This window comes from Xanthomonas sp. MLO165 (genome assembly GCF_018831305.1).
In the GTDB taxonomy this organism is placed as follows: Bacteria; Pseudomonadota; Gammaproteobacteria; order Xanthomonadales; family Xanthomonadaceae; genus Xanthomonas; species Xanthomonas arboricola.
Genome location: NZ_CP029263.1, coordinates 2,548,826 through 2,574,625, shown reverse-complemented (window position 1 = coordinate 2,574,625; position 25,800 = coordinate 2,548,826). Strand labels below are relative to the sequence as shown.

Genomic DNA, 25,800 nt, shown 5'->3' with positions numbered 1-25,800 from the left:
CCGGGCATCCAGCTCGCACGAACGCAATGCAGCGCCGATCAACGCTCCTCCGTGCATCCTGACTGGCTCTGCAGCGCACGCAGCTGCCGCATCGCATCGACCACGCCGGTTGTGCTCGCCACTCACTGCAGCGCAGTGTCCCACAGCAGCTTCAGGTTCAAGCCGACGATCACCGTCGCAATGACCCAGGCGATGCGCACCAGCCACGGCGGTGCCACCAATGCGCCCATCAACTCACGGTCCGACACGAAGCGCACCAGCGGGATCACCGCAAACGGCAGCTGCATCGACAGCACCACCTGGCTGAGCACCAGGAGCCGCGCGGTACCGGCCTCGCCATACAACCAGGTCACGATCACCACCGGCACGATGGCGATGCCACGTGTCAGCAGGCGGCGCAGCCACGGCGGCAAGCGCAGTTGCAGGAAGCCTTCCATCACGATCTGCCCGGCCAGCGTGGCGGTGACGGTGGAATTGACGCCGGAGGCCAGCAACGCCACTGCGAACAGCGTCGAGGCCAGGCCCACGCCCAGCATCGGCGCGAGCAGGGCGTGAGCCTGTTCGATTTCCTGCACATCGGTGCGGCCCTGCGCATGGAACACCGCCGCCGCCAGGATCAGGATCGAGGCATTGATGAACAGCGCGAACATCAATGCCACGGTGCTGTCGGTCACCGCCCAGCGCAGCGCCGACTTGCGGCCCGCATCGGTGCGCGGATACGCACGTGTCTGCACGATCGACGAATGCAGGTACAGGTTATGCGGCATCACCGTCGCACCGATGATGCCGATCGCCAGATACAGCGCGCGCGGGTCGGTGACCACCTGCGCACGAGGAATGAAGCCGCCCAGCACGGCGGCGATCGGTGGTGCCGCCAGCGCGATCTGGACGCCGAAGCAGACGAAGATGATCAACAGCAGCGCGATCACGAACGCTTCCAGCGCACGGAAACCGCGGTTCATCAGCAACAGCACCAGCACCACGTCCACCGCAGTGATGATGGCGCCCACGGTCAGCGGAATGCCGAACAACAGCTTCAACGCGATGGCGGTGCCGATTACCTCGGCCAGATCGCAGGCGATGATCGCCAGTTCGCAGATGCCCCACAGCGCCAGGTTCACTCCGCGCGGGTAACGCGCCCGGCAGGCCTGCGCCAGGTCCAGCCCGGTCGCGATGCCCAGCCGTGCCGACAGGCTCTGCAGCACGATCGCCATCAGGTTGGACAGCAGGATCACCGACAGCAGCAGATAGCCGAACTGCGAGCCGCCGGCCAGGTCGGTGGCCCAGTTGCCCGGGTCCATGTACCCGACCGACACCATGTAGCCCGGGCCCAGGAACGCCAGCAGCCGGAACCACCAGTGGCCGCCCTTGGGTACGGCGACGCTGGCGTGGTGATCGCCCAACCCGCCATTGGCCGCGGCTGGCAGGGGAAGGGGCGAGGCTGGCTGAGGACGGAGATCGACGGACATGCGGAGCAGGCAGGCTGGGAGTCACACCGATGATATAGCAAGGGCTATGCTATTGAGCATTGGCAATTTAAATCGTAATGATCGGCTGCGTGCTTCAAACTACGCATCCCGGCACTGGCGCCGGACGTGATGACGGGGATGAGGGTGGGCAAGAGCGAAAAGCTGGAAGCAGCCGCGCCGGCGCTGATCGACGCACAGGTGCATATGGAGAGCTTCCGTCAGGTGCGCGAAGCGCGCCGCGCCGAGCTGGTCGAGGACTATGTAGAGCTGATCTCCGATCTGCTGGTCGACGGTGGCGAAGCGCGTCAGGTCGATATCGCCGCGCGCCTGGGCGTGGCGCAGCCGACCGTGGCCAAGATGCTCAAGCGGCTGGTGCGCGACGGCTGGGTGGTGCAGCGCCCGTACCGCGGGGTGTTCCTGACCCCGGCCGGCGAGGCGCTGGCCGCGTCCAGCCGGCAGCGCCATCAGATCGTCGAGCGCTTTCTGCTCGCCCTGGGCATCGACGAGGCCACCGCGCGCCGCGACGCCGAAGGTATCGAGCACCATGTCAGCGAAGCCACCGTGGCCGCGTTCGCCGCCTTCCTGGATCGCCAGGGCGGCAGCGCCGCGTGAGCATGCCGGTGGAAACGTCGGTAGACGCGGCGCAGACGCTGATCGACCAACAGTGGATGCAACGCGCCCTGCAACTGGCCGAGCGTGCCGAACGCGACTTTGACGAGATCCCGGTCGGCGCGCTGCTGATCGATGCCGGGGGCACCGTGCTGGGCGAGGGCTGGAACTTCAATATCGCCAGCCACGATCCCAGCGCGCATGCCGAGATCATGGCCCTGCGCGAAGGCGGCCGCCGCCTGGCCAACCACCGGCTGATCGGCTGCACGCTGTATGTCACGTTGGAGCCGTGCGCGATGTGCGCGATGGCGATGATCCACGCGCGCATTGCGCGGGTGGTGTTCGCCGCCAGCGATCCCAAGACCGGCGCCTGCGGCAGCGTGTTCGATCTGCCCGCCGACCCGCGCCATAACCACCGCGTGCAGGTCAGCGGTGGCGTGCTGGCCGCCGAGGCCGGTCTGCGCCTGACCAATTACTTCAGGGCCAAGCGCGGCAAGCCGCCCCTCGCGCCCTGAGCGGCGCGGCCGCGGTATGATGCGCGCCCTTCAGCATCCGGCCGGCGACGGCCCTCCACAGGACGGCGATATGGCAGACACCCTTGCAGGCAACGACCGACTGATCTGGATCGATCTGGAAATGACCGGCCTGGATACCGATCGCGATTCCATCATCGAGATCGCCACCATCGTGACCGATGCGCAGTTGAACGTGCTTGCCGAAGGGCCGGAGCTGGCCATCGCCCACCCGCTGGCGACGCTGGAAGCCATGGACGAGTGGAACCGCAATCAGCACCGCCGTTCGGGGCTGTGGCAGCGCGTGCTCGACAGCCAGGTCACCCATGCCCAGGCCGAGGCGCAGACAGTGGCCTTCCTGAGTGAATGGATCCGCGCCGGCGCCTCGCCGATGTGCGGCAATTCGATCTGCCAGGACCGCCGCTTCCTGCACCGCCAGATGTCGCGCCTGGAGCGCTACTTCCACTACCGCAACCTGGACGTGTCCACCATCAAGGAGCTGGCACGGCGTTGGGCGCCGACGGTGGCCAATGGTTTTGCCAAGAGCTCGGCCCACACCGCGTTGAGCGATGTGCGCGATTCGATCGACGAGCTGCGCCACTACCGCCAGTTCATGGGCGCGCTGGGCGGCGATTCCCAGGCCGACGTGCCGGCCTGAGCGCTGGCCACTGCGGCGTTGCACGCTGTTGGCGTGTTGATTGACGGCGCCCAGTTGCGGATCACGCGCAGGTGTATGTCCGGTAACGTTTGCTGCCGGTCAGGCAGGCAAAAAGCCACATAGTTGCAACGCATCCAATAAAAAGGCCGCATCGTTCGATGCGGCCTTTTGCTTTTCCATCAAGCGATTCGATGCATCAGCGCGCCAGCGGCGGACCCTTGCTCAGGTCGCCGTCGTCGGCGATGCCTTTTAGCAGCAGGTCGGAGATCGGCTTGCCGTCGGCATCGTGGTGATACACGTGCAGGTCGCGCTGCGGATACGGGATGTTGAGCCCGTTTTCCAGCAACTGGTTGCGGATCTGTTCCAGCGTGGTGCTCTTGGCCGCGCCGAAATTGCCGTTGGTCGCATACGCGAACAACATCAGATCCACCGTGCTTTCGCCCAGATTGGTGACCTGCACGAACGGTGCCGGCGACTCCAGGAGGTTCGGATTGTCCTTGGCGATCTGCAGCAACAGCTGCTGGGCTTTCTTCAGATCGTCGCCGTAGCCCACGCCCACGGTCACTTCCAGGCGCCGGTTGGGCAGGGTGCTGTAGTTGACGATCGGCGAGGTGGTGATGGTGCTGTTGGGCAGGGTGATCATGCGCTCGTCAAACGAGCGGATCCGGGTCTGGAAGATCCGGATCTCGTCGACGATGCCTTCTTGGCCGGCAATCACCACATGGTCGCCATCGCGCATCGGCCGCAGCACGATCAGCATCACGCCTGCAGCGATATTGGACAGCGAGTCCTTCAACGCCAGACCGACCGCCAGGCCGGCCGCACCCAGCACCGCGATCAGCGAGGTCGGCGGCACGCCGATCTTGCTCAACGCGCTCACGAACACCAGCACCAGCAGCAACGCGTACAGCACGTTGCGCAGGAAGTTGGTCAGCGTGATCTCGATGCGCGCGCGGGTCAGCGCACGGTGCAGCCACTGGCTGAGCTGCTTGGCCAGCCACATGCCGACCACCACGATCAGCAGGGCCAGCCCCCAGTTGAGCGCATATTGCGCCCACGGGATATTGGCCCAGTTGAACGCCGGCTCCGCCGTCTTCGCCGCCACCGGCCTTGCGGCGACTGCTCCCGCAGCCGCCGCCAACACCGCACCCAACATACCCATCAGCTCTCGCTCTTCAACTTGGCCAGACGCAGCCAGGTGTCGACCACGGTGTCAGGATTCAGCGATACCGACTCGATCCCTTCCTGCATCAGCCACTCGGCCAGTTCCGGGTGATCGGACGGCCCCTGGCCACAGATGCCCACGTACTTGCCCTTGGCGCGCGCCGACTTGATCGCCATCGACAGCAGCTTCTTGACCGCCGGGTTCCGCTCGTCGAACAGATGCGCCACGATCGACGAATCGCGGTCCAGGCCCAGGGTCAGCTGGGTCAGATCGTTGGAGCCGATCGAGAAGCCGTCGAAGATGTCCAGGAACTCGTCGGCCAGCAGCGCATTGGACGGCAGCTCGCACATCATGATGATCTTCAGGCCGTTCTCGCCCTGCTTGAGCCCGTTCTGCTCCAGCACCTCGATCACCTTGCGGCCTTCTTCCAGCGTGCGCACGAACGGGATCATCACCCAGAGGTTGTCCAGGCCCATCTCGTTGCGCACCTTCAGCACCGCCTTGCACTCCAGCGAGAAGGCCTTGGTGAAGGACGGATCGACGTAGCGGCTGGCGCCACGGAAGCCGATCATCGGGTTTTCTTCATGCGGTTCGTAACGCGAGCCGCCGATCAGGTTGGCGTACTCGTTGGACTTGAAGTCCGACAGGCGCACGATCACCGTGTTCGGTGCCACCGAGGCGGTCAGCGTTGCGATGCCCTCGGCCAGGCGATTGACGTAGAAGCTCACCGGGTCGCCGTAGCCGGCGGTCTTGGCGTCGATCTTCTTGCGGACGTCAGCGTCCTGCTTGTCGTATTCCAGCAGCGCGTTGGGATGGATGCCGATGTGCGCGGCAATGATCATTTCCAGACGCGCCAGGCCGATGCCGGCATTGGGCAGCTGGCCGAAGTCGAACGCACGCTCCGGGTTGGCCACGTTCATCATGATCTTGAGCGGGGCAGGCGGCATGTTGCCCAGGTCGGTGGTGGTGCGCTCGAACGGCAGCAGGCCGTCGTAGATGAAGCCGGTATCGCCTTCGGCGCAGCTCACCGTCACTTCCTGACCGTCGCTGATCACATCGGTGGCGTTGCCCGAGCCGACCACGGCCGGCACGCCGAGTTCGCGCGCGATGATCGCCGCGTGGCAGGTGCGGCCGCCGCGGTTGGTGACGATGGCCGATGCTCGCTTCATCACCGGCTCCCAATCGGGATCGGTCATGTCGGCGATCAAGACGTCGCCGGCCTGCACGCGATTCATGTCGTCCAGCGAGCGCACCACGCGTGCCACGCCGCTGCCGATCTTGGCGCCTACCGCACGGCCTTCGACCAGGATCTTGGCGTCCTTGGCTTCCAGCGAGAAACGCTCGATCTGGGTGGCATGGCTGCGCGACTTCACGGTTTCCGGACGCGCCTGCACGATGAACAGCTTGCCGCTGACACCGTCCTTGGCCCACTCGATGTCCATCGGGCGGCCGTAATGCTTTTCGATCACCAGCGCCTGCTTGGAAAGCTCCTGCACGTCTTCGTCGCTGATCGAGAAGGTGCTCCGCAGTTCCACCGGCGTGTCTTCGGTGCGTACGCGCTCGCCTGGCACATCCGAGTAGACCATGCGGATCGCCTTGCTGCCGAGCGAGCGGCGCAGGATCGCCGGCTTGCCTGCGGTCAGCGTGGGCTTGTAGACGTAGAACTCGTCCGGGTTGACTGCGCCTTGCACCACCATCTCGCCCAGACCGAAGCTGGAGGTGACGAACACCACGTCGCGGAAGCCCGATTCGGTGTCCAGCGTGAACAGCACGCCGGCCGCACCGACGCCCGAGCGCACCATCAACTGCACGCCGGCCGACAGGAACACGTCTTCGTGCTTGAAGCCATGATGCACGCGGTAGGCGATTGCGCGGTCGTTGTAGAGGCTGGCGAACACTTCCTTGACCTTGTGCACGACATCGTCGGCACCGGTCACGTTGAGGAAGGTCTCCTGCTGGCCGGCGAACGAGGCATCGGGCAGATCTTCGGCAGTGGCCGACGAACGCACTGCCACGGCCACTTCGCCACCGCCATTTTCCGCACACAGCTGTGCGTACGCGGTGCGGATATCGCGGTCCAGTTCCGGCTGCAGCGGAGCATCGATCACCCAGCCGCGGATTTCCTTGCCGGCAACGGTGAGGGCAGCCACGTCTTCGACATCCAGCGTCGCCAGCTTGTCGAAGATGCGCTTGGACAGATCGTTATGCGCGATGAAGTCCTTGAAAGCCTCGGCAGTGGTCGCATATCCACCGGGAACCGAAACGCCAAGCCCGGCCAGGTTGCCGATCATCTCGCCGAGCGAGGAATTCTTACCACCTACGCGGGCCAGATCGGCCAGGCGTAGCTCATGCAACCACAGGATATTCTCGTTCAAGCGCGATGCTCCGTATGGCCATCGCCCGAGCGGGCTGGATGGCCGCGTCCGTAGGAAGAAGCCGCTATGATGCAGTGCACAGCGGAATCTGCACAAGCATGAACCCGTAAGTTTTGGACACCAGTTCAAAGAGGTGGTCTTGATGTCAACAATTCGACCGGTGTTCTACGTCTCCGATGGAACCGGTATCACCGCTGAAACGATTGGGCATAGCCTGCTCACGCAGTTCAGTGGATTCAACTTCGTCACCGACCGCATGTCGTTCATTGATGATGCAGAAAAAGCGCGCGATGCGGCGCTGCGGGTGCGCGCGGCAGGTGAGCGGTACCAGGTGCGCCCGGTGGTGGTCAATTCTTGCGTCGATCCCCAGCTGAGCATGATCCTGGCCGAAAGCGGCGCCTTGATGCTGGACGTGTTCGCGCCCTTCATCGAGCCGCTGGAACGCGAACTCAATGCGCCGCGGCATTCGCGCGTGGGCCGTGCGCACGGCATGGTGGACTTCGAGACCTATCACCGCCGCATCAACGCGATGAACTTCGCGCTGAGCCACGATGACGGTATCGCACTCAATTACGACGAGGCCGACGTGATCCTGGTGGCGGTGTCGCGCGCCGGCAAGACGCCGACCTGCATCTACCTGGCATTGCATTACGGCATCCGTGCCGCCAACTACCCGTTGACCGAGGAAGATCTGGAAAACGAGCGCCTGCCGCCGCGCCTGCGCAATTACCGCAGCAAGTTGTTCGGCCTGACCATCGACCCGGAGCGGTTGCAGCAGATCCGGCAGGAGCGGCGCGCCAATTCACGCTACAGCGCGGCAGAGACCTGCCGGCGTGAGGTGGCCACCGCCGAGCGCATGTTCCAGATGGAGCGCATCCCGACCTTGAGCACCACCAATACCTCGATCGAGGAAATTTCCAGCAAGGTGTTGTCCACGCTGGGGCTGCAGCGCGAGATGTTTTGAGGCAGGAATTGGTTGGCGGGATTGGGGATTGGGCCGCGCGTAGCGTATTCACGATCCGGAGCTGCCGTGACGTGTCACGGTCGGTCGGCGAGCGTCAAGCAAATCAAGCGGGCGGGGCAGGGCTCCGCCAAGGTAGGCCTGCCGGTGGCCGGTCGTCAATGCTGCCCGTGCGGCAGCGCAGCGTGTAGGATCGGTTCATGGCGCAAGCACTGAGTAAACTCGAACGCATCCCCAAGTTGAGCCGGTTCGGCTGGCTGATGGGCTTGTACGCAGAAAACTTCCAGCATCTGACCCGGCTGTTCGCACCGGCCGACCTCGCTCCCGGCTCCTATGTCTCGTCGATCGGCGATGGCCTGGACCTGCGTCTGGACGTGATCGAGTGCCACCGCTACACGGTCGAGCTGCGGCTGACCTACGACCTGTGCGATCCCGTCACCGGCGAGCCTGACCCGTCGGCCTACGTGCGCCTGTACCGCGATGCGCGCCAGGCCGAGACCACCCATTGCTACGTCGGCCGTCGCTGGCAGGACGTGATGGGCATGTTCCCGCCGCCGGCCGAGCTGATCAGCCACCGCATGCGGATGAATACGTTCCTGGGCAAGTGGCTGGACTATCTGGCCGAGCGCGGCCATGGCGTGGCTACCTTGCGTCTGGATACCGACTACGTTGCGCCACCGCGCCCGGGCTCGCAGGCTGCGGTCGGCTGAGGCTGCGCCACGCCGCTTGCACAGCATCGGTCATACTGATGCGCTCGATTCCAGCTCGCCCGCCATGCCCTATACCCCCATCGTCGCCACGCTCGGCTACCTGTTGTCGCCCGACGGCACACAGGTGTTGATGATCCATCGCAATGCCCGCCCCGGCGATCAGCACCTGGGCAAATACAACGGGCTCGGTGGCAAGGTGGAGCCGGACGAGGACGTACTGGCCGGCATGCGCCGCGAGATCCGCGAAGAGGCCGGCGTGGAGTGCGGCGACATGCAGCTGCGCGGCACCATCAGCTGGCCGGGCTTCGGCAAGCAGGGCGAGGACTGGCTGGGCTTCGTGTTCCTGATCCGCAGCTTCCAAGGCGAGCCGCAGGCCTCCAACCCGGAAGGCACGCTGGAATGGGTGGCGATCGACCGCATGGACAAGGTGCCGATGTGGGAAGGCGACCGCAATTTCCTGCCACTGGTCTTCGATGGCGACCCGCGTCCGTTTCATGGCGTGATGCCGTATCGCGACGGGCGCATGCAGTCGTGGACGTATTCGCGCATCTGAGCGGGGATTGAGGAAGTGCGCCGCCGCCCAGGCGAGCGCGGCTGTTACTGCTGGCTGGCGCGGTCAACGCAGTGCTGAAGTTAAGCGTCTGCCGCCCTTAATGGACTTCGATCTGCTGGCGCCAATGCGCATGCGATCGACCTGGCGAGCGCAACCGCAAGCCGGCGCTGCACGCTGTGGCGACCTGCCGCCTGCATTCGCCTCCACGCACTTCTCCACACCGGTTGTGGATGAATTCTGCGCAAGTCTGTGGACAACTGCGCGCGCGCCTTGCGGCGTAAGGCGGCCACGGAAGCTGGTGAAAATTTCGCCAGCCGTGCTCACTGCGCGGTCCAGCCGCCGTCGATGGCGATCGCCTGCCCGGTGATGTTGCGTGCGGCATGCGACATCAGGAACGCGACCGTGCCGGCGAGTTCGTCGTAGTCGATGAAGGCGCCCTTGGGCATCGGCTTGAGCATCACATCGCGAATCACCGCCTCTTCGGCGATGCCGCGCGTGCGCGCCTGGTCGGCGATCTGGCGCTCCACCAGCGGGGTGCGCACATAGCTCGGGCACAGCGTGTTGACGGTGATGTCGCAGTCGGCGGTTTCCAGGGCGATGACCTTGGCCAGGCCGACCAGGCCGTGCTTGGCGGCGACATACGCGCTCTTGTACGGGCTGGCGACCAGCGAGTGGATGCTGCCGATGTTGACGATGCGCCCGTAGCCGGCCGCGCGCATGCCGGGCAGGAGCGCGCGGCTGAGCCGTGCGGCGCCGGTCAGCATCACATCCACCAGCAAGGCCCAGCGCTGCATCGGGAAGTCTTCCAGCGCGGCAACCTGCTGCAGGCCGGCATTGTTGACCAGCACCTGCGGCGCGCGCGTCACGCGCGCCAAAGCCTGCGCGATGCCGTGGTCATCGGTTACGTCCAGCGCCAGTGCTTCGGCCGAGCCGCCGGTGTCGCGCAGGCGCTGCGCGGTGCGTTCGGCTGCCGCCAGGTCCATATCGCTGACGATCAGATGGTGGCCGCCGGCGGCCAGCTCGGTGGCGATGCCGGCGCCGATGCCGCTGCCTGCGCCGGTGATCAGGATGCTGCGCTTCATGCTGTCCTCGGTGTCGATCGTGCCCGGCCGGAGCGGCCACGCTGATCGCCAGCCTAGCCGATAGCGCGAAACGGTCGCCTGCATGGCGTGCGCGCGTTACCCTTTGCGCCTTGCTCTTCTCAGGTTCCGCATGAAACGCCATTTCTCGATGCTGCGCGATTTCCAACTCGCGGACTGGTTCACCCTGGCCAACGCCTTCTGCGGTACCGGCGCGGTGTTCGCGTCGATGCGTTTCCTGCAGGAAGGCCATCGCGGCGACCTGCTGCTGGGCATGGCGCTGATCCCGCTGGCGTTCGTGTTCGATGCGCTGGACGGGCATGTGGCGCGCTGGCGCAAGGCGTCCTCGACGCTGGGTCGCGAGCTGGATTCTCTGGCCGACGTGATCTCGTTCGGGGTGGCGCCGGCAGCGCTGGGCTATGCCTGCGGCATGCGCGGCGGCTGGGATTGGCTGGTGCTGAGCTATTTCGTCTGCTGCGGCGTGAGCCGGCTGGCGCGCTACAACGTGACTGCCGAAGAGATCGCCGGCGAGGCCGACAAGGTGCCGTACTTCGAAGGCACCCCGATTCCCACCAGCCTGCTGCTGGTGATCCTGCTGGCGGTGGCCGCCAGCAGCGGCCATATCGGCCAGACCTTGTGGTGGGGCCAATGGCAGCTGGGGCCGTGGCAGTTGCACCCGCTGGTGCTGCTGTTTGCAGTCTCCGGCTCGTTGATGATCAGCAAGACGCTGCGCATCCCCAAACCCTGACCGGTACGGCCGGGCACACGCGGTAGGATGGCTGGTGGACAGTCACGGGAAGGGATCATGGCAACCAGCGGTTCGGACAACGGCAACTTCGAAGACAAGGCGCGCCAGTACTGGAGCGCCTGGGGAGATGCCATGCGCCACGGCCAGTCCGGCGCCGCTGCACAGCCCGGTGCCGTTCCCGGGGCGGGGCCGGGCAGTGACGCACCGCAGGATTGGCGCAAGGCGATGGACTGGTGGTCGCAACTGCTGCCCACCCAGGCCGCACCGCAGGCGCAGGAGGCCATCGACCGCTTCCGTCATCAGGCCGGCGACTGGTTCGGCACCATGCAGCAGGTGGCCGCGCAGTTTGCCGGGCGCGACACCTCGGCCAATGAGGTCTCCGAAGCCTGGCGGCGCGCCGTGCAGGGGCAGGGCGAGCAGCTGATGCAGTGGACGCTGGGCTCGCTGCGTGGCGGCAGCCCGGGCGGCTTCGACCCGTGGCTGCAGGACGCCGCGCAGGCGCTGGCGAAGTGGCGGGAAGAAAACGCGCCGTGGCTGGACATGCCGGCATTCGGCGTGAGCCGCAATCACCAGGCACGCCTGCAGACGCTGGCCCGTGCGCAGCAGGAGTACCAGGCGCAATCGCAGGCCTATGGCGAACAACTCAAGTCGGCCATCGAGCAGGCGTTCGGCCGATTCGCCTCCAAGTTGGGGGAGCACGAAAGCAGCGGCAGTCAGCTGACCAGTGCGCGTGCCTTGTTCGATCTGTGGATCGAGGCCGCCGAAGAGTCGTATGCCGACGTCGCCTTGTCCGACCAGTTTCGCGAGGTGTACGGCGGCTTTGCCAATGCGCATATGCGCCTGCGCGCCGCGTTGCAGGAAGAAGTGGAGCAGTTGAGCGAGCGTTTCGGGATGCCGACGCGTTCTGAGATGGACGCCGCGCATCGCCGCATCGCCGAGCTGGAACGTGCGGTGCGGCGCATGCTGCGCACTGCGGCCAGCCCGGCCGGCAAGCCGGCTGCAGCGGCGGCTGACCCGGTTGCGCCGGCCACGGCCAGGCGCGCGCCGGCATCCAGGGCGGACACTGCGCCCAAGCCGGCAGCGGCGACCAGCCCGGCCAAGAAACCACCAGCGAAAACCGCCCCAGCCAAGAATACGAAGGCGGCCAAAAGCGCCGCCAGGCCATCGGCCGGCACAGCTTCCGGTAAGTCGACCGCACGCAAGCCACGTGGAGCGCAGACATGAAAGGCCCGTTGGGATTCAGCGCCGAAGACCTGATGCAGGAAACCCTGTCGATGCAGCGCAAGCTGCGCGAGGGGCTCAAGCTGCTGCCCGGCGTGGAAGACGTGGATTACGGCGTGACCGAGCGCGAGGAAATCTGGCGCGACGGCAAGGTGGTGCTGTACCGCTTTGTCGGCGAGCAGGCGCCGGTGGCCAGGACGCCGCTGCTGATCGTCTACGCGCTGGTCAACCGCCCCTACATGGTCGATCTGCAGGCCGACCGCTCGCTGGTCAAGGGCTTGCTGGGCCACGGCCAGGACGTCTACGTGCTGGATTGGGGCTACCCGGACCGCTCCGAGCGTTACCTCACCCTGGAGGACTATCTGCTGCGCTATATCGATGGCGCGGTAGATCACCTGCGCGCGCAGTCGGGGCTGGAGGCAGTCGATGTGCTCGGCATCTGCCAGGGCGGCACGTTTGCGCTGTGCTATGCGGCGCTGCAGCGGCCGAAGGTGCGCAATCTGATCACCATGGTCACGCCGGTGGATTTCCACACCCCCGACAACATGCTCTCCAACTGGGCGCGCATGGTCGATGTGGATCTGTTCGTGGACACCATGGGCAACGTGCCGGCGGATCTGATGAACGCCAGTTACCTGATGCTCAAGCCGTTCCGGCTGAACCTGCAGAAATACGTCGGCTTGCTCGACATCCTCGACGACAAGCAGGCGCTGGAAGATTTCCTGCGCATGGAAAAGTGGATCTTCGATTCGCCCGATCTGGCCGGCGAGGCCTTCCGCGAGTTCGTCACCCAGTTCTATCAGCGCAATGGGCTGGTGACCGGGCAGGTGCGCATCGGCGGGGAGGTGGTCGACCTGCAGGCGGTGGACATGCCGGTGCTCAACATCTACGCCGAACACGATCACCTGGTGCCGCCCGACGCCTCGCGTGCATTGCGCGGCCTGGTCGGCAGCGACGATTACACCGAGCTGAGTTTCCGCGGCGGGCATATCGGCATCTACGTCTCCGGACGTGCGCAGCGCGAGGTGCCGGTGGCGATCCACCGCTGGTTGCAGGAGCGTGGCGACAACGCGTGACGCGGCTTGGGGGTGCGCTGTGCCTACAGCGAGCAGCCGCAGCCGTCACAAGGCGCAGCCGCTGCGCTTTTTAGACTGGGCATCACGTTTGAAGGAGCCTTCCATGGTCACGACCACCGCATTGTCCCGTTCCCTCAACGACCGCATGATCGCCGGCGTGGTCGGCGGCATCGCCCGCCGCTTCGGCTGGAGCTCCACGCTGTTGCGGGTGCTGTTCGTGATCGTGTCGATCGCCTCGGCCGCGTTCCCCGGCATCCTGGTCTATCTGATCCTGTGGCTGCTGATCCCCAACCAGGCCGACTGACGCCCGCCCGGCGCCGGTGGTCGTCCGTGCAGGTGCTGGGCGCGTTGTGGACCCTGCCCAATACCTTGCTCGGCCTTGCCATCGGTGCCGCCGGCAGCTGTTTCGGCGCGCGTCCGCGCTGGTCCGGGCAGGAACTGGCCGTGGTGTTCCATGCCTGGCCATGGGGACCGGGCGGGGCAATGACGCTAGGCAATGTGATCCTGCTCAAGGGCGCCTCACTGGATCTGCAGTGCAGCACGTATGCGCATGCGGCAGGGCATTGTCAGCACCCGCCGGTGCGCCTGGGCGACCACGAACGTGCGCATGTCTACCAGTACATGCTGCTCGGACCGTTGTTTTTGCCGGTGTATCTGCTGTGCGGCGGCATCCACGTACGCAATCCGCTGGAACGGGCCGCCGACGCATATGCTCTGCATGGCCACGGCTGGTGGCCGTGGGGATCTCAGCGCAACCGCGAGAAACCGAACAGGTCCGACAACGGGTGAGGCCTGCCTTCCAGTTGCGCGCGCAATAAGCCTGCGCCGATCGCGCTATAGGTGATGCCGTTGCCGCCGTATGCCATCGCGAACGACACCCGCGGCCCATGTTGCGGATGCGGGCCGAAGAATGGCAGTCCATCGGCGGTTTCGGCGAAGGTGCCTCCCCAGGCGAACACCGGGCGCAGGCTGATGTCCGGCATCGTCTGGTGGATCTTCTTCAGCAGCGTCTTCAGCTTGCGCATGACACGTGCGTCGCGACGTGCGGGCAGATCGATGTTGTCGTCTTCGCCGCCGGCCACCACGCGTCCATCCGGCGTGCTGCGCAGGTAGAGATAGGGACGCGCGGTTTCCCACATCATGGTGTGCTTGAGCGCGCCCATCTCGCCGTCGTGCAGCGGATCGGTCACGAATGCGTAGCTGCTGCGGTTACGTGCCACGCGCTGCGACAGCCACTGCTGGTTTGCGTAGCCTGCGGCCATGATGACGTGCCGGGCGCGCAGCGTGACCCCGTCGCGGGTGCGCAACGCGACATGCCGGTCGTGGGGTGTGAGGGTGGCAATCGTGGTGCGGTCGTAGATGCGCGCGCCGTAGTGCTCGCCTTCTGCAAACAGGCGGTAGCACAGCCGATACGGATCGACGCTGGCGGCCAGGCGGCTGAGGATCGCGCCCTCGGAGCGTACGCCGTAGTTGTGCCACAACGGCGCGCGCTCGATCCATTCGACCGGAAGGGTGTGGGTCTTTCGCACCTGCAGTTCGCTGCGTAGGTCGTCGAGATCCCGCGACCGGCTGGCGTAGTACAGGCTGTCCTGACGGCTGAAGTCGCAACCGCCCAGCGTATTGCAGAGGCCTTGCAGGTCGACGATGGCTTGCGCGCACGCAGCGTATGCCAACGCTGCCGCCGGCATGCCGTAATGCCTGGCCAACTCGATCATCGGTGTGTCGATTTCGTACTGCAGCAAGGCGGTACTGGCCGAGGTACTGCCCCAGCCGATCTCGCGCTGCTCGACCACCACCACCTCGTGCCCGTGCTTAAGCAGTTCGTGCGCGATCAGGGCGGCGGTGACCCCGCCGCCGATGATGGCCACCTCGCAATCGGTGTCCCGCTCCAGACGCGGATAGGCGCGCATCAACCCGTTGCGGATCGACCAGAACGGGTAGCCACTCTTGAGGTCCATGCGGTGTCGTACGTGCGGGAGGAGCGCAATTGGACCGGCAGGTCGGGTGAAGCGGTTGTGCAGACAGGCGAGGGGATCCCGCCGTCACCAAACCGCAAACAGCCGGCGTTAACGTGCGTGGAAAGCTCCTCACGGCACGGTCGTTATGCTCGCGCCACTAACGTAGTCACAGTTGTTAATGAGGGTGTGGGCATGTCGATCGTTCTGTATGTCGGTGGCAGCAAAGATGGCGACAAGGGAGTTGTGCCTTACGGGTTCAGCAAGTCGCGCGCGATGACCGACGCCGGCCCGGAGATCTATGTCGAGCGCATGGTGCCGTTGAAGGACGTCGGCAAGATCCGCGTGATGGCACTGGAATCGCTGCACGAAAGCATTCTGGTCGAGCGTGCGGCCACGCATTACGCAGGTCGCGCCAGCTAAGCGCAGCCGACCGGACGAGTGCGCCCACCGTCAGTGGGCGCCAAGTGTCCACTGCTGCAGGTATCGCAACGGTACTTCAGCGCTTCCGCACCATCGGTAACCACCTGACGATCGCCCGCTAGCGCTTGTCAGCCATCGACGGGCGCGCCGGCATAGGGTTATGGCGATCCTGTCAACGGGTTCCCGCGGCGGGCCAGCACTGCGAAAATGCTTTTTTCAGTGAAGCGGCTCCGGCCGCGCCGCCATGCACGACAGCCAGCTTGCCCAGCAAATCGCTCGCACCATCGCCGACGAGATCGGTGCCCAACCCGCCCAGGCGCGCGCCGCCATTGCCCTTCTCGACGAAGGCGCCAGCGTTCCGTTCATCGCGCGCTACCGCAAGGAAGTCACCGGCGGGCTGGACGACACCCAGCTACGCAATCTGGAAACGCGCCTGACCTATCTGCGCGAGCTGGAAGAGCGCCGCGCGGCGATCCTGTCCAGCATCGGCGAGCAGGGCAAACTCAGCGACGAATTGCGCGCCGAGATCGTGGCGGCCGACAGCAAGTCGCGGCTGGAAGACCTGTACCTGCCTTACAAGCCCAAGCGCCGTACGCGTGCGCAGATTGCGCGCGAAGCCGGTCTGGAGCCGCTGGCCGATGGCCTGATGGCCGACCCGAACCAGGCGCCGGAAGTCGCTGCTGCGGCGTACATTGACGCAGAAAAGGGCGTGGCCGATATCAAGGCAGCGCTGGAAGGCGCACGCGCCATCCTGATGGAGCGCTGGGGCGAAGACGCCGCCCTGGTGGGCGAGCTGCGCAGCTGGTTGAACGACAACGGCGTGATCCGCGCGCGCGTTGCCGAGGGCAAGGAAGAGGCCGGTGCCAAGTACCGCGATTACTTCGATCATGCCGAGTCGCTGTCCAAGATTCCCTCGCACCGCTTGCTGGCGCTGTTTCGTGCGCGCCGCGAGGAGTTCCTGTACCTGGATCTGGAGCCGGGCAACGATGCCGAGGCCGGCCATCAGTACGCCGAAGGCCGTGTGGCGCGCAATGCCGGCATCTCCAACCAGAACCGTCCGGCCGATCGCTGGTTGCTGGATGCCTGCCGGCTGACCTGGCGCGCCAAGCTGCACATGCATCTGCTGCTGGACCTGTTCAACCAGGCGCGGGAGAAGGCCGAGGCCGAGGCGATCGCCGTGTTCGGCGACAACCTCAAGGACCTGATGCTGGCCGCGCCGGCCGGCCCGCGCGTGGTGCTGGGGCTGGACCCGGGTATCCGCACCGGTTGCAAGATCGCCGTGGTCGATGCCACCGGCAAGCTGGTGGCCACCGAGACGATCTACCCGCACGAGCCCAAGCGGCAATGGGAGCAGTCGCTGCAGACGATCAAGAAGCTGTGCATGCAGCACAACGTGGAGCTGATCGCGATCGGCAATGGCACCGCCAGCCGCGAGACCGACAAGCTCGCCGGTGAGGCGATCGCGCTGTGCGGGGCGAGCAAGCTGCAGAAGATCGTGGTCAGCGAAGCCGGTGCGTCGGTGTATTCGGCGTCCGAGTTTGCTGCCAAGGAGTTCCCCAATCTGGACGTGTCGCTGCGCGGTGCGGTGTCGATTGCGCGGCGCCTGCAGGATCCGCTGGCCGAGCTGGTCAAGATCGAGCCCAAGGCGATCGGCGTGGGCCAGTACCAGCACGACGTGGATCAATATCGTCTGGCCAAGGCGCTGGAGGCGCGCGTGGAAGACTGCGTCAATGCGGTCGGCGTGTACGTCAATACCGCGTCGGCGGCGCTGCTGTCGCGCGTGTCCGGGCTGTCGAGCACGGTGGCGGAAAACATCGTGCGCCATCGCGACGACAACGGTCCGTTCAAGCGCCGCAAGGACCTGCTCAAGGTGCCGCGTCTGGGCGACAAGACCTTCGAACAGTGCGCCGGTTTCCTGCGCATCGCCGATGGCGACGAGCCGCTGGACGTGTCGGCGGTGCATCCGGAAGCCTATCCGGTGGTCGAGCGCATCGTCGGCAGCACCGGCAAGCCGATCAAGGCCCTGCTGGGCGATGGCAGCTTCCTGCGTGGACTCAAGCCGGAGCTGTTCACCGACGAGCAGTTCGGTGTACCGACCGTGCGCGACATCCTCAAGGAGCTGGAAAAACCCGGCCGCGATCCGCGCCCCGAGTTCAAGGCGGCACAGTTCGCCGAAGGCATCGAGGACATCAAGCACCTCAAGCCCGGCATGGTGCTTGAAGGCGTGGTCAGCAACGTGGCCGCATTCGGTGCGTTCGTCGACATCGGCGTGCATCAGGATGGCCTGGTGCACATCTCCGCGTTGTCGGACACCTTCGTCAAGGATCCGCGTGATGTGGTCAAGGCCGGCGACATCGTCAAGGTCAAGGTGCTGGAAGTGGACGTGGCGCGCAAACGCATCGCGCTGACCTGCCGTCTGTCCGATACGCCACCGCCGGCCGATGCTGCAGCCCAATCGCGCGATCAGCGCGGCAACGGCGGCGCGGGGCAGGGCCGGCGCGAGGGTGGCGGTGGGCGTGGCCCGGCGCAGGGCAACAGCAAGCCGCGCACCACTGCGCCGCCGGCCGACAACGCGCTGGCCGCGGCATTCGCGCGCGCCAAGCGCGGCTGAGCCAGCGTGCCCGGCGGCTGTCCTGGCGTGGCCGGGCAGTGTAGATAAACCCGCTCGCAAGGCGGCGGGTCCGGCTGCGATTGGATCGCGCTTGGGCAGGCTGATCTGCAACTTGGCTGCGGGTCCGTGCACTCCGACCACCGCGGTGCGCCTATGCAGATACGATCAGTCGTAAGGCGGCTGGTCTGAGGCCTTGCTGCAGGGCCCTTGTCCGCCCACCATCGCAGGACACGCCGCAAGTACGTCCTTGTAGGCTCTTACGCGGCATCCATGCCGCGTAAGGTCCCGCGACGGTGGGCGGGCAAGGACCTGTTGGGATGGTCTGTGTGTGTGTGCTGCAAGCAGCACGTGGTTGACCACGCTGTTTTATTGCGTTTCCAGGCGATCTCACGCCTCGCTGCGTAGCGCGCGCGTCGGCAAGATCAGGCGTTCGATCAGGTCGACCAGGCCGGGTGGTTCCACCGGCTTGCCCATGTGCGCATCGAATCCGGCGACCACAGCGCGGTCGCGGTCTTCTTCGCGCACATAGGCGGTGAGGGCGATCGCGGGGATGTGCCGCGGCAGGTCGGCGCGGCCGGAGCGCACCGTGCGGATCAAGTCGTAGCCGTCGCGCACCGGCATGGCGATATCGCTGACCAGCACATCGAAGGGCGTCTCTGCCAGGCATTGTTCGGCCGCTTCCACCGAGCCGGCCGCCTGCACCTGCGCGCCGGCAAGCATCAGAAACTGCACCACCGCCTCGCGCGAATCCTGGTCGTCGTCGACCAGCAGCAGGCGCACGCCATCCAGGCGCCCGAGACAATCACTCGGCAGCGGACCGACCTGCAGCGACCCGGCCGACGCGGGACGCAGATCGCTGACCCCGTGCTGGAACGGCAGCACGATGGTGAAGGTCGACCCCTTGCCTTCGCCCGCACTGGAGGCACCCAGGCTGCCGCCGTGCAGATCGACCAACTGGCGCGAGATCGACAAGCCCAGCCCCAGCCCGCCCACGCGCCGCGTGGTGCCGGCATCGGCCTGCCGAAAGCGGTCGAACACATGCGGCAGGAACTCGGCCGCAATCCCGATGCCGGTGTCCTGCACGCACAGTCGCAGCCGTTCGTCCTCGATGTCCAGCGCCACCCGCACCGTTCCGCCGGGTGAGGTGAACTTGAGCGCATTGCTGAGCAGGTTGGACAGCACCTGCTGCAGCCGCCCGGCATCGCCGAAGAACCACAGCTCGCCCTCGCCGGGTGCATCCAGTTCCAGCGCGATGTCGCGCGCCAGTGCAGACGGCTGCATCAACTCCACCGTACTGCGCATCAGTCCTGCGATATCGAAGTGCTCTGCCTGCAGGCGGATCTTGCCGGACAGGATCGCACTCATGTCGAGCAGGTCGTCGATGATCTGCGTCTGCGCACGCGCACTGCGTTCGATGATGACCAGCCCCTTGCCCAGATTGGCCGGCTCGAACACCTCCGACTGCATCAACCTCGACCAGCCCAGGATGGCATTGAGCGGCGTGCGCAATTCGTGGCTGAGCGTGGCCAGGAACTCGTCCTTGACCCGGTTGGCATGCTCGGCCTGGCTGCGTGCGACAGTCTCGGCCTGCAGCGATTGCTTGAGCTTGGCATCCACGCGCGTGCGCTCGATGACGATGCCGGCCAGATGCGATGCAGAGCGCGCCATCGCCTGTTCGCGCAGCGAGGGCAGGTGGACGCGGTCGTAGTAGATGTTGAGCGTGCCCAGCACCTGGCCGTTGCTGTCCAGGATGGGCGTCACGCAGCAGGCGACGATGCCCAGCGCCGCCGAAATCGCGTGGTGGTCGCTGAAGCTGGGGTCGGCCTGGATGTCCTCGCAGATCACCTGCTGACCGAGATAGGCCGAGCGCGCGCAGGGCGGCCCGTTCGGTCCAATCGGCGAGGCTTCGAAATGCCCGCGGTACTCGACCGGAAAATGCGGCGCCGAGCCGAAGCTCAGCATCTTGCGTACGTCATCCAGCACCATCACCGCGCAATACAGCGCAATCTCGCCACGCGCTTCCACGCTCGCTGCGATGGCGTCCAGCACCACCGGCAGCGGCGCGCCGGTGGTGATCAGGCTCAGGATGGCGCGATCGGAGGCGGTTTCATCCTCGATCAGCTTGCGTTCGGAGATATCGGTCAGCGAGCCGATATGGCCGAGGAAGCGTCCGTCGCTGGCGAAATGCGGCGACGCGGTATCGATGCACCAACGGTATTGCCCGTCGTGACGACATACGCGGTACTCGGCCAGGAACTCGCCTCGCTGCTCCAAGGCCTGGCCGAACGCGTGGCGCACGCGTTCGGCGTCGTCCGGATGCATCACATCCCACCAGCCCTGGTCCATTGCCTGGTCTTCGGCCTGCCCGGTGAAGTGGTACCAGCGCGGATTCCAGTACACGCAGTCGCCCTGCGCATCGGCCATCCAGATCATTGCCGGCACCGTCTCGCACAAGGCGCGGAAGCGCACTTCGCTTTCGCGCAGCTGTTGCTCGAACGCACGGCGGTCATGGATATCGGTGTAGGTGCCGATCCACTCGCTGATGCTGCCGTCGTCGCCGCGCACGGGCAGGGCGCGTGCCAGATGCCAGCGCCGCTGGCCATCGTGGCGTTGCAGCTCGCACTCCATTTCGTAGGCGCGTTCGCCCTCGATGGCCAACGCCCAGGCCTGCGCGGACAGCTGCAGGCCATCGGCGGTGTGTGCCTGATGCCACGCGGCGGTCTGGTGGTCGGCAGGATCCAGTCCGGTGTATTCGTACCAGCGCCGGTTGAAGTAATGCGGCTCACCCTCCGGGTCGGCAATGAAGATGATCTGTGGCAGCGTATCGGCCAGTCGGCGTAGCCGCGCCTCGTTGGCGGCCAGTTGCTGCTGCGCCTTGGCGCGTTGCATGGATTCCCAGCAGCGCGCCGCAACCAGGCGGACCAGCTCGATCTCGGCGGACAGCCAGCGCCGCGGTGCGCGCTGATGCACGCCGATGGCCGCGACCAGGCGGCCGTGTTTGTGCAGCGGAATCGCCAGCGACGCGCGCAGGCCGGAGCGTCGGTACTGCTGCGCCACGTAGTCCGGTGCGCCGGGCGCCATCGCATCGGTGGTGAACCAGGGGCGGTTTTCCAGCAAGGCGTCGCGCAGGCCCTGCGCCACTTCCAGCGGAAAATCGCCCTGCAGGCTAGGCATGTCCTGCACATGGTCGCTGATCACGTGCATGGTTCTGCCGTCGGCCGCCGCCAGGCCGAACGCGCAGCGATTGACCTGCAGATGCTCGCCCAGCAAGCGCACGCTGGTGTCGATGATCTGACGCGGATCGGAAACGTTTTGCAGCGCGTCTTCGAGCATCAGCAGGAAACTGTCGCGACTTGCCATGCTGCGTTGCTGGGTGACATCGAATCCGTGCACCAGGATCGCGTCAATACGGCCGTCGCGCTCGCGCATCGGCTGATACAGGAAATCAACGAAGGTCTGATCGAGCACATTGCCAGGCGTGCGCTGCAGATAGGCGGACATCGACTCGCCGATGAAGGGGCGGCCGCTGCGCCGCACCTCATCGAGCAGCTCGAGATAGCCCTGGTCTGCGACTTCCGGCATCGCCTCGAGCAACGGACGGCCGAGCAACGGTCGCTGGCCGACCAGCTCGTGGAAGCGTTGGTTCGCGCTTTCGATGATGTAGCCGGGTCCCCGCAGCACCGCCATGAAGGCCGGCGCCTGGTCGAGCGAAGGCGACACCGCTGCGGGCGCGGACTCGCGACGGGGCGGCCCTGCAGCAGGGGCGGGCGTGCCGGCGACATACAGCATGCCCAGAGGTTTGCCCGCCTGCAGCACCGGGCTGCAGGACCACGTCGACAGCGTCAATGCTGCACGCGCATCGGCATCGCTGTGGTTGGCTTCAGCGCCGTCTGCAAGTTCCGCGAAGGGTTGGCCGAATGCTGCCGGGTGGCGTTCACCCAACAGCGCGGCGCAGGCATCGTTGTAGATGCAGCGCGACTGCTCGCCCCAGACCAGCAACATTGGCGCCTGTGCATGCAGGCACAGCGAAAGCGTCGTGCGCAGCGCTGGGCTGTCGCGTAGCAGCGGGTCGGCGGCGCATGCGGACGATGCCAGCAACAGCCCGGCTGTCTCGCACGTCTCCGGCAACAGACCGGCAAACGGCGACACGGCGATATCCATTGGTGACCTGCCCATCATGCCTGGATGCACGATTCTAGTGGCAAGCGGGCCGTGATCGAGGGGGTGTGGCAGCCGGCGCGACCGCGCGATGAGCCTACGTTAAGCGCAGCAGGCGGGCGGTCTGCAGGTGTGGCTGGCGATGAATGAGGGCATCGGCCGGGCCCGCATGCTGGCGACCCAGGGGCTGGTCGGAGCTTTCAGCTGGCGGCGCCGCTCAGCTGCCGTGCCCTAGCCAAAGCGCTGATCAGTTCGTCTGACAAATAGGGCTTGGTCAGGATCACGCCGCGCTCGAAGCCGCTGGGGATGGTGCCACTGGCAACACCGGTCGCCAGTACGAACGGAATCCCGAGCTCCGACAGCAACCGGGCGACCGGCTCGCTGGTCTCGCCATTGCCGAGGCGGTAGTCGAGCACTGCGATCTCCGGCGCATCGGCCTGAATCAGGGTCAGCGCTTGCGCAACTTCCCCGACCGGACCCAGCACCACCGCGCCAGCCTGGACGAGCTGCAGATCGAGCAGCATGGCATTCATCTGGTCGTTCTCGACCACCAGCACCCGAACTCCACGCAACACCGACATTGCTTACTCCTTCACCTAAGTCGGCCAGTATATCGACACTGCTCCACCGCAGCGCTGACGCCATTGCTTGCAGCTGAATTCGTCAGGCGCGTTCTGACACTGTTCGTTTCATGCGTAAGTCGCTATACTGCGCGGCCAAGCCGAAGTGGCGGAATCGGTAGACGCAGCGGATTCAAAATCCGCCGCCCTTAAAAGCGTGTGGGTTCGAGTCCCACCTTCGGCACCAGGATGTAGCGGTACAAGCAAAGCCCTTCTGGCGACGGTCAGAGGGGCTTTTCTTTTGTGCGCTCGATAGTCGCCGGAACCGGCGAACGTTGGCAGCTGCTGCATCGTCGCGCCTGAGGATGCCGTCAAAAATAGAGCATTTTGCCGTGGACGTGGCGCAGCTGCTGATGCAGCGGCGTCACCTTTCTTCACCGCATGGCGGCGTGTTCCATTGCCTCTTATCGATGAAGCATGGTTGCTGAAAATTCCGCCGGGATGAGCATGAATTGCCACCATGCGTCTGCAGGCACGCAGCCATCACGCGCGATGCGTACCTTGGAAAGCTCTTTTCAAGCAGGTGGCTTCCCATGGATTTCGATTCTTCGCAGCAACTGCGCATCTTGCGCGACATCCATGACACCACGCCGGTCGCCGACGAAGAGGCCAACTGGGCAGTGCGTGCCGGCTATGCGACCCAGGCCGAAGACGGCGACATCGATCTCACCCACGAAGGCCGCAAGGCGCTGGATGCCGGCCAGACCTGATCCGTCGTTGTGCGGATTCGTTCGACGCGCGAGTGCGGCAGGGGCTTCATCGCGGAGTGCATTACACCGTCGATCCGCGTATGCGTGAGTGTGGATGGAGTGACACGATGCGCTCGTATCGTGCCGCCACCGACTGCATGCGGTGGAACAGGGCGCTCTGAGTTAGATGCAAAAAAAAGCCCCGGCAGTGCCGAGGCTTTCGGATGATTGGCGTCCCCACGGGGATTCGAACCCCGGTGTCCACCGTGAAAGGGTGGTGTCCTAGGCCTCTAGACGATGGGGACGCGTATCAAAACCTGGTTGTAGATTCCAGACGGCCTATGTCCGGAATTTGGTGGAGCCAGGCGGGATCGAACCGCCGACCTCCTGCATGCCATGCAGGCGCTCTCCCAGCTGAGCTATGGCCCCACGATGCTGCGAGCCGGCAATCATAGCGACATCGATGACACTTGGGAAGTGGTGTGTGCAAAAAAGTTTGCGCGACCGATTCGCCAGTGGCTGGGACCAATGTGGCGCGTGCCTTTGCGAGCGCTTGATGAGTGCGCGCGTCGCAAACTGATCGACCTAGATGTCGTCTGCATGCACGAGTGTCTGATTGCGTAAGGTGTGGCGATGCAGTGGCCGTGGCAGTTTTTGCACGTCGGTCATATGCAACAGTCTGCGCACAACATTCGATCCGCATCGCAACATCCCGCGTTTGCTTGCACCGGCATACGCGTAGCCGTGCCGGCAGCTGCAGCAGGTGAGGTGCAAAGCTCCAAGGCGCACTACGTTGATGAGGAGCTGTTGCATCATCGATATCGACAGATGACACGCCACACCACGAGCACTGCGTGCAGATAGCCGCGCACGCAATCGATGCTGAAAAACACGCAAAAAAAAAGCCCCGGCAGTGCCGGGGCTTTCAGATGATTGGCGTCCCCACGGGGATTCGAACCCCGGTGTCCACCGTGAAAGGGTGGTGTCCTAGGCCTCTAGACGATGGGGACGCGTATCAAAACCTGAGTTGTCACCCTGACGGCCTAAGTCAGGAGTGGTGGAGCCAGGCGGGATCGAACCGCCGACCTCCTGCATGCCATGCAGGCGCTCTCCCAGCTGAGCTATGGCCCCACGAAACTGAGAACGAAATGATAGCGGCCTGTTAATGTTCGCGCAAGTGCTTTTTCATTTCGCATGAGACGCAGCGTGCGCGGGGCACGCTGCGCATCGGCAACTCAGTTGACGCCGTGCAGGTCGCGCAGCTGCGTCTGTCGAGCACCGAAGTAGGCGGCCAGGTCGGCGATGTCCTGATCGCTCAGGGCAGTGGCCTGCGCCGTCATCAACGGGTGCTGGCGATCGCCGCTGCGGTAGGCCTGCAAGGCGTGCGCAAGATAATCGCCGTATTGGCCGCCGAGCTTGGGATAGCTGGGGTCGATGGGGGCATTGCCGTCGGCGCCGTGGCAATCGACGCAGCTCTGGCCGGTGGCCTTGCCTTTCGCGTGCGCCAGCTTGTCGCCGGCGTCGGCGCGCCCGGTCGGCAGGCCGGCAGACGAGCCGGAGCCATGTTCGCCGCTGGCGTGGCCGGCATCGCCGGCGGAATGGTCGGTGGACTCGACCTGGGATTGGGAGCAGGCCGCCAACATCAGGGCAGCGACCAGGGCGATGGCTAGACGCGGAGCGTGCAGGGCGTTCGGCATGTGGGCGCTTATTTGAGGGTGGACAGGTAGGCGGAGATATCGGCGATGTCCTGCTCGGAAAAGCTCTGCGCCTGCGCTTGCATGGTGGGATGCTTGCGTTTGCCCTGGCGGTACTCGGTCAGCGCCTGGGTCAGATACTGGCTGGACTGGCCGCCGATCTTGGGCACGCGATAACTGGGATAGGCGTTCTTGTAGCCGGTGACGCCATGGCAGCCCTGGCAGGTGTAGGCCAGCAAGCGGCCGTTGGACGGATTGCCGGTGGGCGCTGCGGGTGTAGCCACTGCCGCGGCGGGCCCAGGGGTGGCGGGTGCGGCTGGCGTGACTGACGGTGTCGCTGATGCGCCCCCAAACGGCAGGAAGACGACCAGAGCGAGACAAGCGGCGAGCGGCTGCGGGCGCATGGTTTCGTATCCGGAAGACTGATTGAACGTCCGCACGTGGGGGCGTGGCGGAACCGGTCCGAGTATGCCTGCGATTTGGCGTGGCGCAAACGGGGTGAATACGCGAACTT

23 protein-coding genes, 5 tRNA genes and 2 pseudogenes are annotated in these 25,800 nt (G+C 65.4%); 15 read left to right on the top strand and 15 right to left on the bottom strand.

What is annotated here, in order from left to right; genetic code table 11:
- Positions 1-122 precede the first annotated feature (122 nt).
- The gene (locus DGN21_RS10840) at positions 123-1,469 is read right to left on the bottom strand and encodes an Nramp family divalent metal transporter (protein ID WP_184551157.1); all 1,347 of its coding nucleotides are present in this window, start codon (positions 1,467-1,469) and stop codon (positions 123-125) included.
- 144 nt (positions 1,470-1,613) lie between these two features.
- Between DGN21_RS10840 and mntR the strand changes: the two genes are divergently transcribed.
- The 3 genes from mntR (at position 1,614) to orn (ending at position 3,248) form a co-directional block, all read left to right on the top strand.
- Positions 1,614-2,081: a manganese-binding transcriptional regulator MntR gene (gene mntR, locus DGN21_RS10835; protein ID WP_024939187.1), complete on the top strand. Its 468-nt coding sequence runs from the start codon at positions 1,614-1,616 to the stop codon at positions 2,079-2,081.
- Positions 2,082-2,083: 2 nt separating this feature from the next.
- A complete protein-coding gene (tadA, locus tag DGN21_RS10830) occupies positions 2,084-2,593 on the top strand; it encodes a tRNA adenosine(34) deaminase TadA (RefSeq protein WP_102256631.1) in 510 nt (169 codons plus the stop codon).
- Between the two features lie 70 nt (positions 2,594-2,663).
- Positions 2,664-3,248, top strand: a complete 585-nt coding sequence (orn, locus tag DGN21_RS10825; RefSeq protein WP_024939185.1) for an oligoribonuclease — start codon at positions 2,664-2,666, stop codon at positions 3,246-3,248.
- Positions 3,249-3,444: 196 nt separating this feature from the next.
- Here the strand turns inward: orn and DGN21_RS10820 are convergent, their stop codons facing one another.
- Together DGN21_RS10820 and ppsA are read right to left on the bottom strand one after the other, a co-directional pair.
- On the bottom strand, positions 3,445-4,410 hold the full coding sequence (locus tag DGN21_RS10820; RefSeq protein WP_016905101.1) for a mechanosensitive ion channel domain-containing protein: 966 nt from the start codon (positions 4,408-4,410) through the stop codon (positions 3,445-3,447).
- The gene (gene ppsA / locus DGN21_RS10815) at positions 4,410-6,788 is read right to left on the bottom strand and encodes a phosphoenolpyruvate synthase (protein ID WP_154832099.1); all 2,379 of its coding nucleotides are present in this window, start codon (positions 6,786-6,788) and stop codon (positions 4,410-4,412) included. The genes DGN21_RS10820 and ppsA overlap by 1 nt, the downstream gene beginning before the upstream one ends.
- A 142-nt stretch (positions 6,789-6,930) precedes the next feature.
- Between ppsA and DGN21_RS10810 the strand changes: the two genes are divergently transcribed.
- The 3 genes from DGN21_RS10810 to DGN21_RS10800 all read left to right on the top strand — a co-directional run bounded on the left by DGN21_RS10810 (position 6,931) and on the right by DGN21_RS10800 (position 9,012).
- Positions 6,931-7,752: a pyruvate, water dikinase regulatory protein gene (locus DGN21_RS10810; protein WP_024939184.1), complete on the top strand. Its 822-nt coding sequence runs from the start codon at positions 6,931-6,933 to the stop codon at positions 7,750-7,752.
- A 197-nt stretch (positions 7,753-7,949) separates the two neighbouring features.
- Positions 7,950-8,459 (top strand): DUF1249 domain-containing protein, encoded by a 510-nt coding sequence (locus tag DGN21_RS10805; RefSeq protein WP_016904415.1) that lies wholly within the window; start codon positions 7,950-7,952, stop codon positions 8,457-8,459.
- 64 nt (positions 8,460-8,523) lie between these two features.
- The gene (locus tag DGN21_RS10800; RefSeq protein ID WP_215824919.1) at positions 8,524-9,012 is read left to right on the top strand and encodes an 8-oxo-dGTP diphosphatase; all 489 of its coding nucleotides are present in this window, start codon (positions 8,524-8,526) and stop codon (positions 9,010-9,012) included.
- Positions 9,013-9,332: 320 nt separating this feature from the next.
- On the opposite strand, the gene DGN21_RS10795 is transcribed toward DGN21_RS10800, so the two are convergent.
- Complete coding sequence (locus DGN21_RS10795) at positions 9,333-10,094, bottom strand: 3-hydroxybutyrate dehydrogenase (protein WP_184551161.1); 762 nt, start codon at positions 10,092-10,094, stop codon at positions 9,333-9,335.
- A gap of 82 nt (positions 10,095-10,176) precedes the next feature.
- Here DGN21_RS10795 and DGN21_RS10790 point away from each other — a divergent pair, with 82 nt between their 5' ends.
- The 5 genes from DGN21_RS10790 (at position 10,177) to DGN21_RS10770 (ending at position 13,925) form a co-directional block, all read left to right on the top strand.
- Positions 10,177-10,839: a CDP-alcohol phosphatidyltransferase family protein gene (locus DGN21_RS10790; RefSeq protein WP_024939180.1), complete on the top strand. Its 663-nt coding sequence runs from the start codon at positions 10,177-10,179 to the stop codon at positions 10,837-10,839.
- Positions 10,840-10,893: 54 nt separating this feature from the next.
- Entirely contained in the window at positions 10,894-12,063 is a 1,170-nt protein-coding gene (phaE, locus tag DGN21_RS10785; protein WP_215825240.1) for a class III poly(R)-hydroxyalkanoic acid synthase subunit PhaE, read from the top strand.
- The gene (locus DGN21_RS10780) at positions 12,060-13,136 is read left to right on the top strand and encodes a class III poly(R)-hydroxyalkanoic acid synthase subunit PhaC (protein ID WP_160954524.1); all 1,077 of its coding nucleotides are present in this window, start codon (positions 12,060-12,062) and stop codon (positions 13,134-13,136) included. Before phaE ends, DGN21_RS10780 begins: the two co-directional genes overlap by 4 nt.
- Before the next feature lie 103 nt (positions 13,137-13,239).
- Positions 13,240-13,440: a PspC domain-containing protein gene (locus DGN21_RS10775; RefSeq protein WP_102256626.1), complete on the top strand. Its 201-nt coding sequence runs from the start codon at positions 13,240-13,242 to the stop codon at positions 13,438-13,440.
- The gene (locus tag DGN21_RS10770) at positions 13,410-13,925 is read left to right on the top strand and encodes a hypothetical protein (RefSeq protein WP_104574702.1); all 516 of its coding nucleotides are present in this window, start codon (positions 13,410-13,412) and stop codon (positions 13,923-13,925) included. The genes DGN21_RS10775 and DGN21_RS10770 overlap by 31 nt, the downstream gene beginning before the upstream one ends.
- Here the strand turns inward: DGN21_RS10770 and DGN21_RS10765 are convergent.
- The gene (locus DGN21_RS10765) at positions 13,883-15,094 is read right to left on the bottom strand and encodes an FAD-dependent oxidoreductase (protein ID WP_126966115.1); all 1,212 of its coding nucleotides are present in this window, start codon (positions 15,092-15,094) and stop codon (positions 13,883-13,885) included. The genes DGN21_RS10770 and DGN21_RS10765 overlap by 43 nt on opposite strands.
- Before the next feature lie 192 nt (positions 15,095-15,286).
- Between DGN21_RS10765 and DGN21_RS10760 the strand changes: the two genes are divergently transcribed.
- Both DGN21_RS10760 and DGN21_RS10755 read left to right on the top strand, forming a co-directional pair.
- Entirely contained in the window at positions 15,287-15,514 is a 228-nt protein-coding gene (locus DGN21_RS10760) for a hypothetical protein (RefSeq protein ID WP_016904406.1), read from the top strand.
- A 244-nt stretch (positions 15,515-15,758) separates the two neighbouring features.
- On the top strand, positions 15,759-18,125 hold the full coding sequence (locus DGN21_RS10755; RefSeq protein WP_126966116.1) for a Tex family protein: 2,367 nt from the start codon (positions 15,759-15,761) through the stop codon (positions 18,123-18,125).
- Between the two features lie 387 nt (positions 18,126-18,512).
- Here the strand turns inward: DGN21_RS10755 and DGN21_RS10750 are convergent, their stop codons facing one another.
- The 4 genes and pseudogenes from DGN21_RS10750 to DGN21_RS10745 all read right to left on the bottom strand — a co-directional run bounded on the left by DGN21_RS10750 (position 18,513) and on the right by DGN21_RS10745 (position 22,864).
- Complete coding sequence (locus DGN21_RS10750; protein ID WP_345776757.1) at positions 18,513-21,554, bottom strand: PAS domain S-box protein; 3,042 nt, start codon at positions 21,552-21,554, stop codon at positions 18,513-18,515.
- A pseudogene (locus tag DGN21_RS20315) lies at positions 21,549-21,812 on the bottom strand (hybrid sensor histidine kinase/response regulator); the annotation flags it as partial. The pseudogene DGN21_RS20315 and the gene DGN21_RS10750, both read right to left, overlap by 6 nt.
- An 81-nt stretch (positions 21,813-21,893) precedes the next feature.
- Positions 21,894-22,286: pseudogene (locus DGN21_RS20310) on the bottom strand (histidine kinase); the annotation flags it as partial.
- A gap of 197 nt (positions 22,287-22,483) precedes the next feature.
- Complete coding sequence (locus DGN21_RS10745) at positions 22,484-22,864, bottom strand: response regulator (protein ID WP_046342825.1); 381 nt, start codon at positions 22,862-22,864, stop codon at positions 22,484-22,486.
- 139 nt (positions 22,865-23,003) lie between these two features.
- Between DGN21_RS10745 and DGN21_RS10740 the strand changes: the two genes are divergently transcribed.
- Positions 23,004-23,090: transfer RNA gene (locus tag DGN21_RS10740), tRNA-Leu, on the top strand.
- A gap of 346 nt (positions 23,091-23,436) precedes the next feature.
- On the top strand, positions 23,437-23,613 hold the full coding sequence (locus DGN21_RS10735; protein WP_043889232.1) for a hypothetical protein: 177 nt from the start codon (positions 23,437-23,439) through the stop codon (positions 23,611-23,613).
- A 208-nt stretch (positions 23,614-23,821) separates the two neighbouring features.
- On the opposite strand, the gene DGN21_RS10730 is transcribed toward DGN21_RS10735, so the two are convergent.
- The 6 genes from DGN21_RS10730 to DGN21_RS10705 form a co-directional block, all read right to left on the bottom strand.
- Positions 23,822-23,897 (bottom strand) — tRNA-Glu (locus DGN21_RS10730).
- A 48-nt stretch (positions 23,898-23,945) separates the two neighbouring features.
- A tRNA-Ala gene (locus DGN21_RS10725) sits at positions 23,946-24,021 on the bottom strand.
- A gap of 505 nt (positions 24,022-24,526) precedes the next feature.
- A tRNA-Glu gene (locus tag DGN21_RS10720) sits at positions 24,527-24,602 on the bottom strand.
- 45 nt (positions 24,603-24,647) lie between these two features.
- Positions 24,648-24,723: transfer RNA gene (locus DGN21_RS10715), tRNA-Ala, on the bottom strand.
- A gap of 104 nt (positions 24,724-24,827) precedes the next feature.
- Positions 24,828-25,289 carry a cytochrome c gene (locus tag DGN21_RS10710; protein WP_160955148.1) on the bottom strand — a complete coding sequence of 154 codons (462 nt, stop codon included), beginning with the start codon at positions 25,287-25,289 and terminating at the stop codon, positions 24,828-24,830.
- Between the two features lie 8 nt (positions 25,290-25,297).
- Complete coding sequence (locus DGN21_RS10705) at positions 25,298-25,690, bottom strand: cytochrome c (RefSeq protein ID WP_215824918.1); 393 nt, start codon at positions 25,688-25,690, stop codon at positions 25,298-25,300.
- Positions 25,691-25,800: the final 110 nt, after the last annotated feature.

What these genes read in the sequence shown, in the direction of transcription:
- DGN21_RS10840 (WP_184551157.1), bottom strand. Translation starts at nt 1,469, where the DNA reads ATGTCCGTCGATCTCCGTCCTCAGCCAGCCTCGCCCCTTCCCCTGCCA.
- tadA (WP_102256631.1), top strand. Translation starts at nt 2,084, where the DNA reads ATGCCGGTGGAAACGTCGGTAGACGCGGCGCAGACGCTGATCGACCAA.
- orn (WP_024939185.1), top strand. Translation starts at nt 2,664, where the DNA reads ATGGCAGACACCCTTGCAGGCAACGACCGACTGATCTGGATCGATCTG.
- DGN21_RS10820 (WP_016905101.1), bottom strand. Translation starts at nt 4,410, where the DNA reads ATGGGTATGTTGGGTGCGGTGTTGGCGGCGGCTGCGGGAGCAGTCGCC.
- DGN21_RS10810 (WP_024939184.1), top strand. Translation starts at nt 6,931, where the DNA reads ATGTCAACAATTCGACCGGTGTTCTACGTCTCCGATGGAACCGGTATC.
- DGN21_RS10805 (WP_016904415.1), top strand. Translation starts at nt 7,950, where the DNA reads ATGGCGCAAGCACTGAGTAAACTCGAACGCATCCCCAAGTTGAGCCGG.
- DGN21_RS10800 (WP_215824919.1), top strand. Translation starts at nt 8,524, where the DNA reads ATGCCCTATACCCCCATCGTCGCCACGCTCGGCTACCTGTTGTCGCCC.
- DGN21_RS10795 (WP_184551161.1), bottom strand. Translation starts at nt 10,094, where the DNA reads ATGAAGCGCAGCATCCTGATCACCGGCGCAGGCAGCGGCATCGGCGCC.
- DGN21_RS10790 (WP_024939180.1), top strand. Translation starts at nt 10,177, where the DNA reads ATGGCGTGCGCGCGTTACCCTTTGCGCCTTGCTCTTCTCAGGTTCCGC.
- DGN21_RS10780 (WP_160954524.1), top strand. Translation starts at nt 12,060, where the DNA reads ATGAAAGGCCCGTTGGGATTCAGCGCCGAAGACCTGATGCAGGAAACC.
- DGN21_RS10775 (WP_102256626.1), top strand. Translation starts at nt 13,240, where the DNA reads ATGGTCACGACCACCGCATTGTCCCGTTCCCTCAACGACCGCATGATC.
- DGN21_RS10765 (WP_126966115.1), bottom strand. Translation starts at nt 15,094, where the DNA reads ATGGACCTCAAGAGTGGCTACCCGTTCTGGTCGATCCGCAACGGGTTG.
- DGN21_RS10760 (WP_016904406.1), top strand. Translation starts at nt 15,287, where the DNA reads ATGTCGATCGTTCTGTATGTCGGTGGCAGCAAAGATGGCGACAAGGGA.
- DGN21_RS10755 (WP_126966116.1), top strand. Translation starts at nt 15,759, where the DNA reads ATGCACGACAGCCAGCTTGCCCAGCAAATCGCTCGCACCATCGCCGAC.
- DGN21_RS10750 (WP_345776757.1), bottom strand. Translation starts at nt 21,554, where the DNA reads ATGCGCGAGCGCGACGGCCGTATTGACGCGATCCTGGTGCACGGATTC.
- DGN21_RS10745 (WP_046342825.1), bottom strand. Translation starts at nt 22,864, where the DNA reads ATGTCGGTGTTGCGTGGAGTTCGGGTGCTGGTGGTCGAGAACGACCAG.
- DGN21_RS10735 (WP_043889232.1), top strand. Translation starts at nt 23,437, where the DNA reads ATGGATTTCGATTCTTCGCAGCAACTGCGCATCTTGCGCGACATCCAT.
- DGN21_RS10710 (WP_160955148.1), bottom strand. Translation starts at nt 25,289, where the DNA reads ATGCCGAACGCCCTGCACGCTCCGCGTCTAGCCATCGCCCTGGTCGCT.
- DGN21_RS10705 (WP_215824918.1), bottom strand. Translation starts at nt 25,690, where the DNA reads ATGCGCCCGCAGCCGCTCGCCGCTTGTCTCGCTCTGGTCGTCTTCCTG.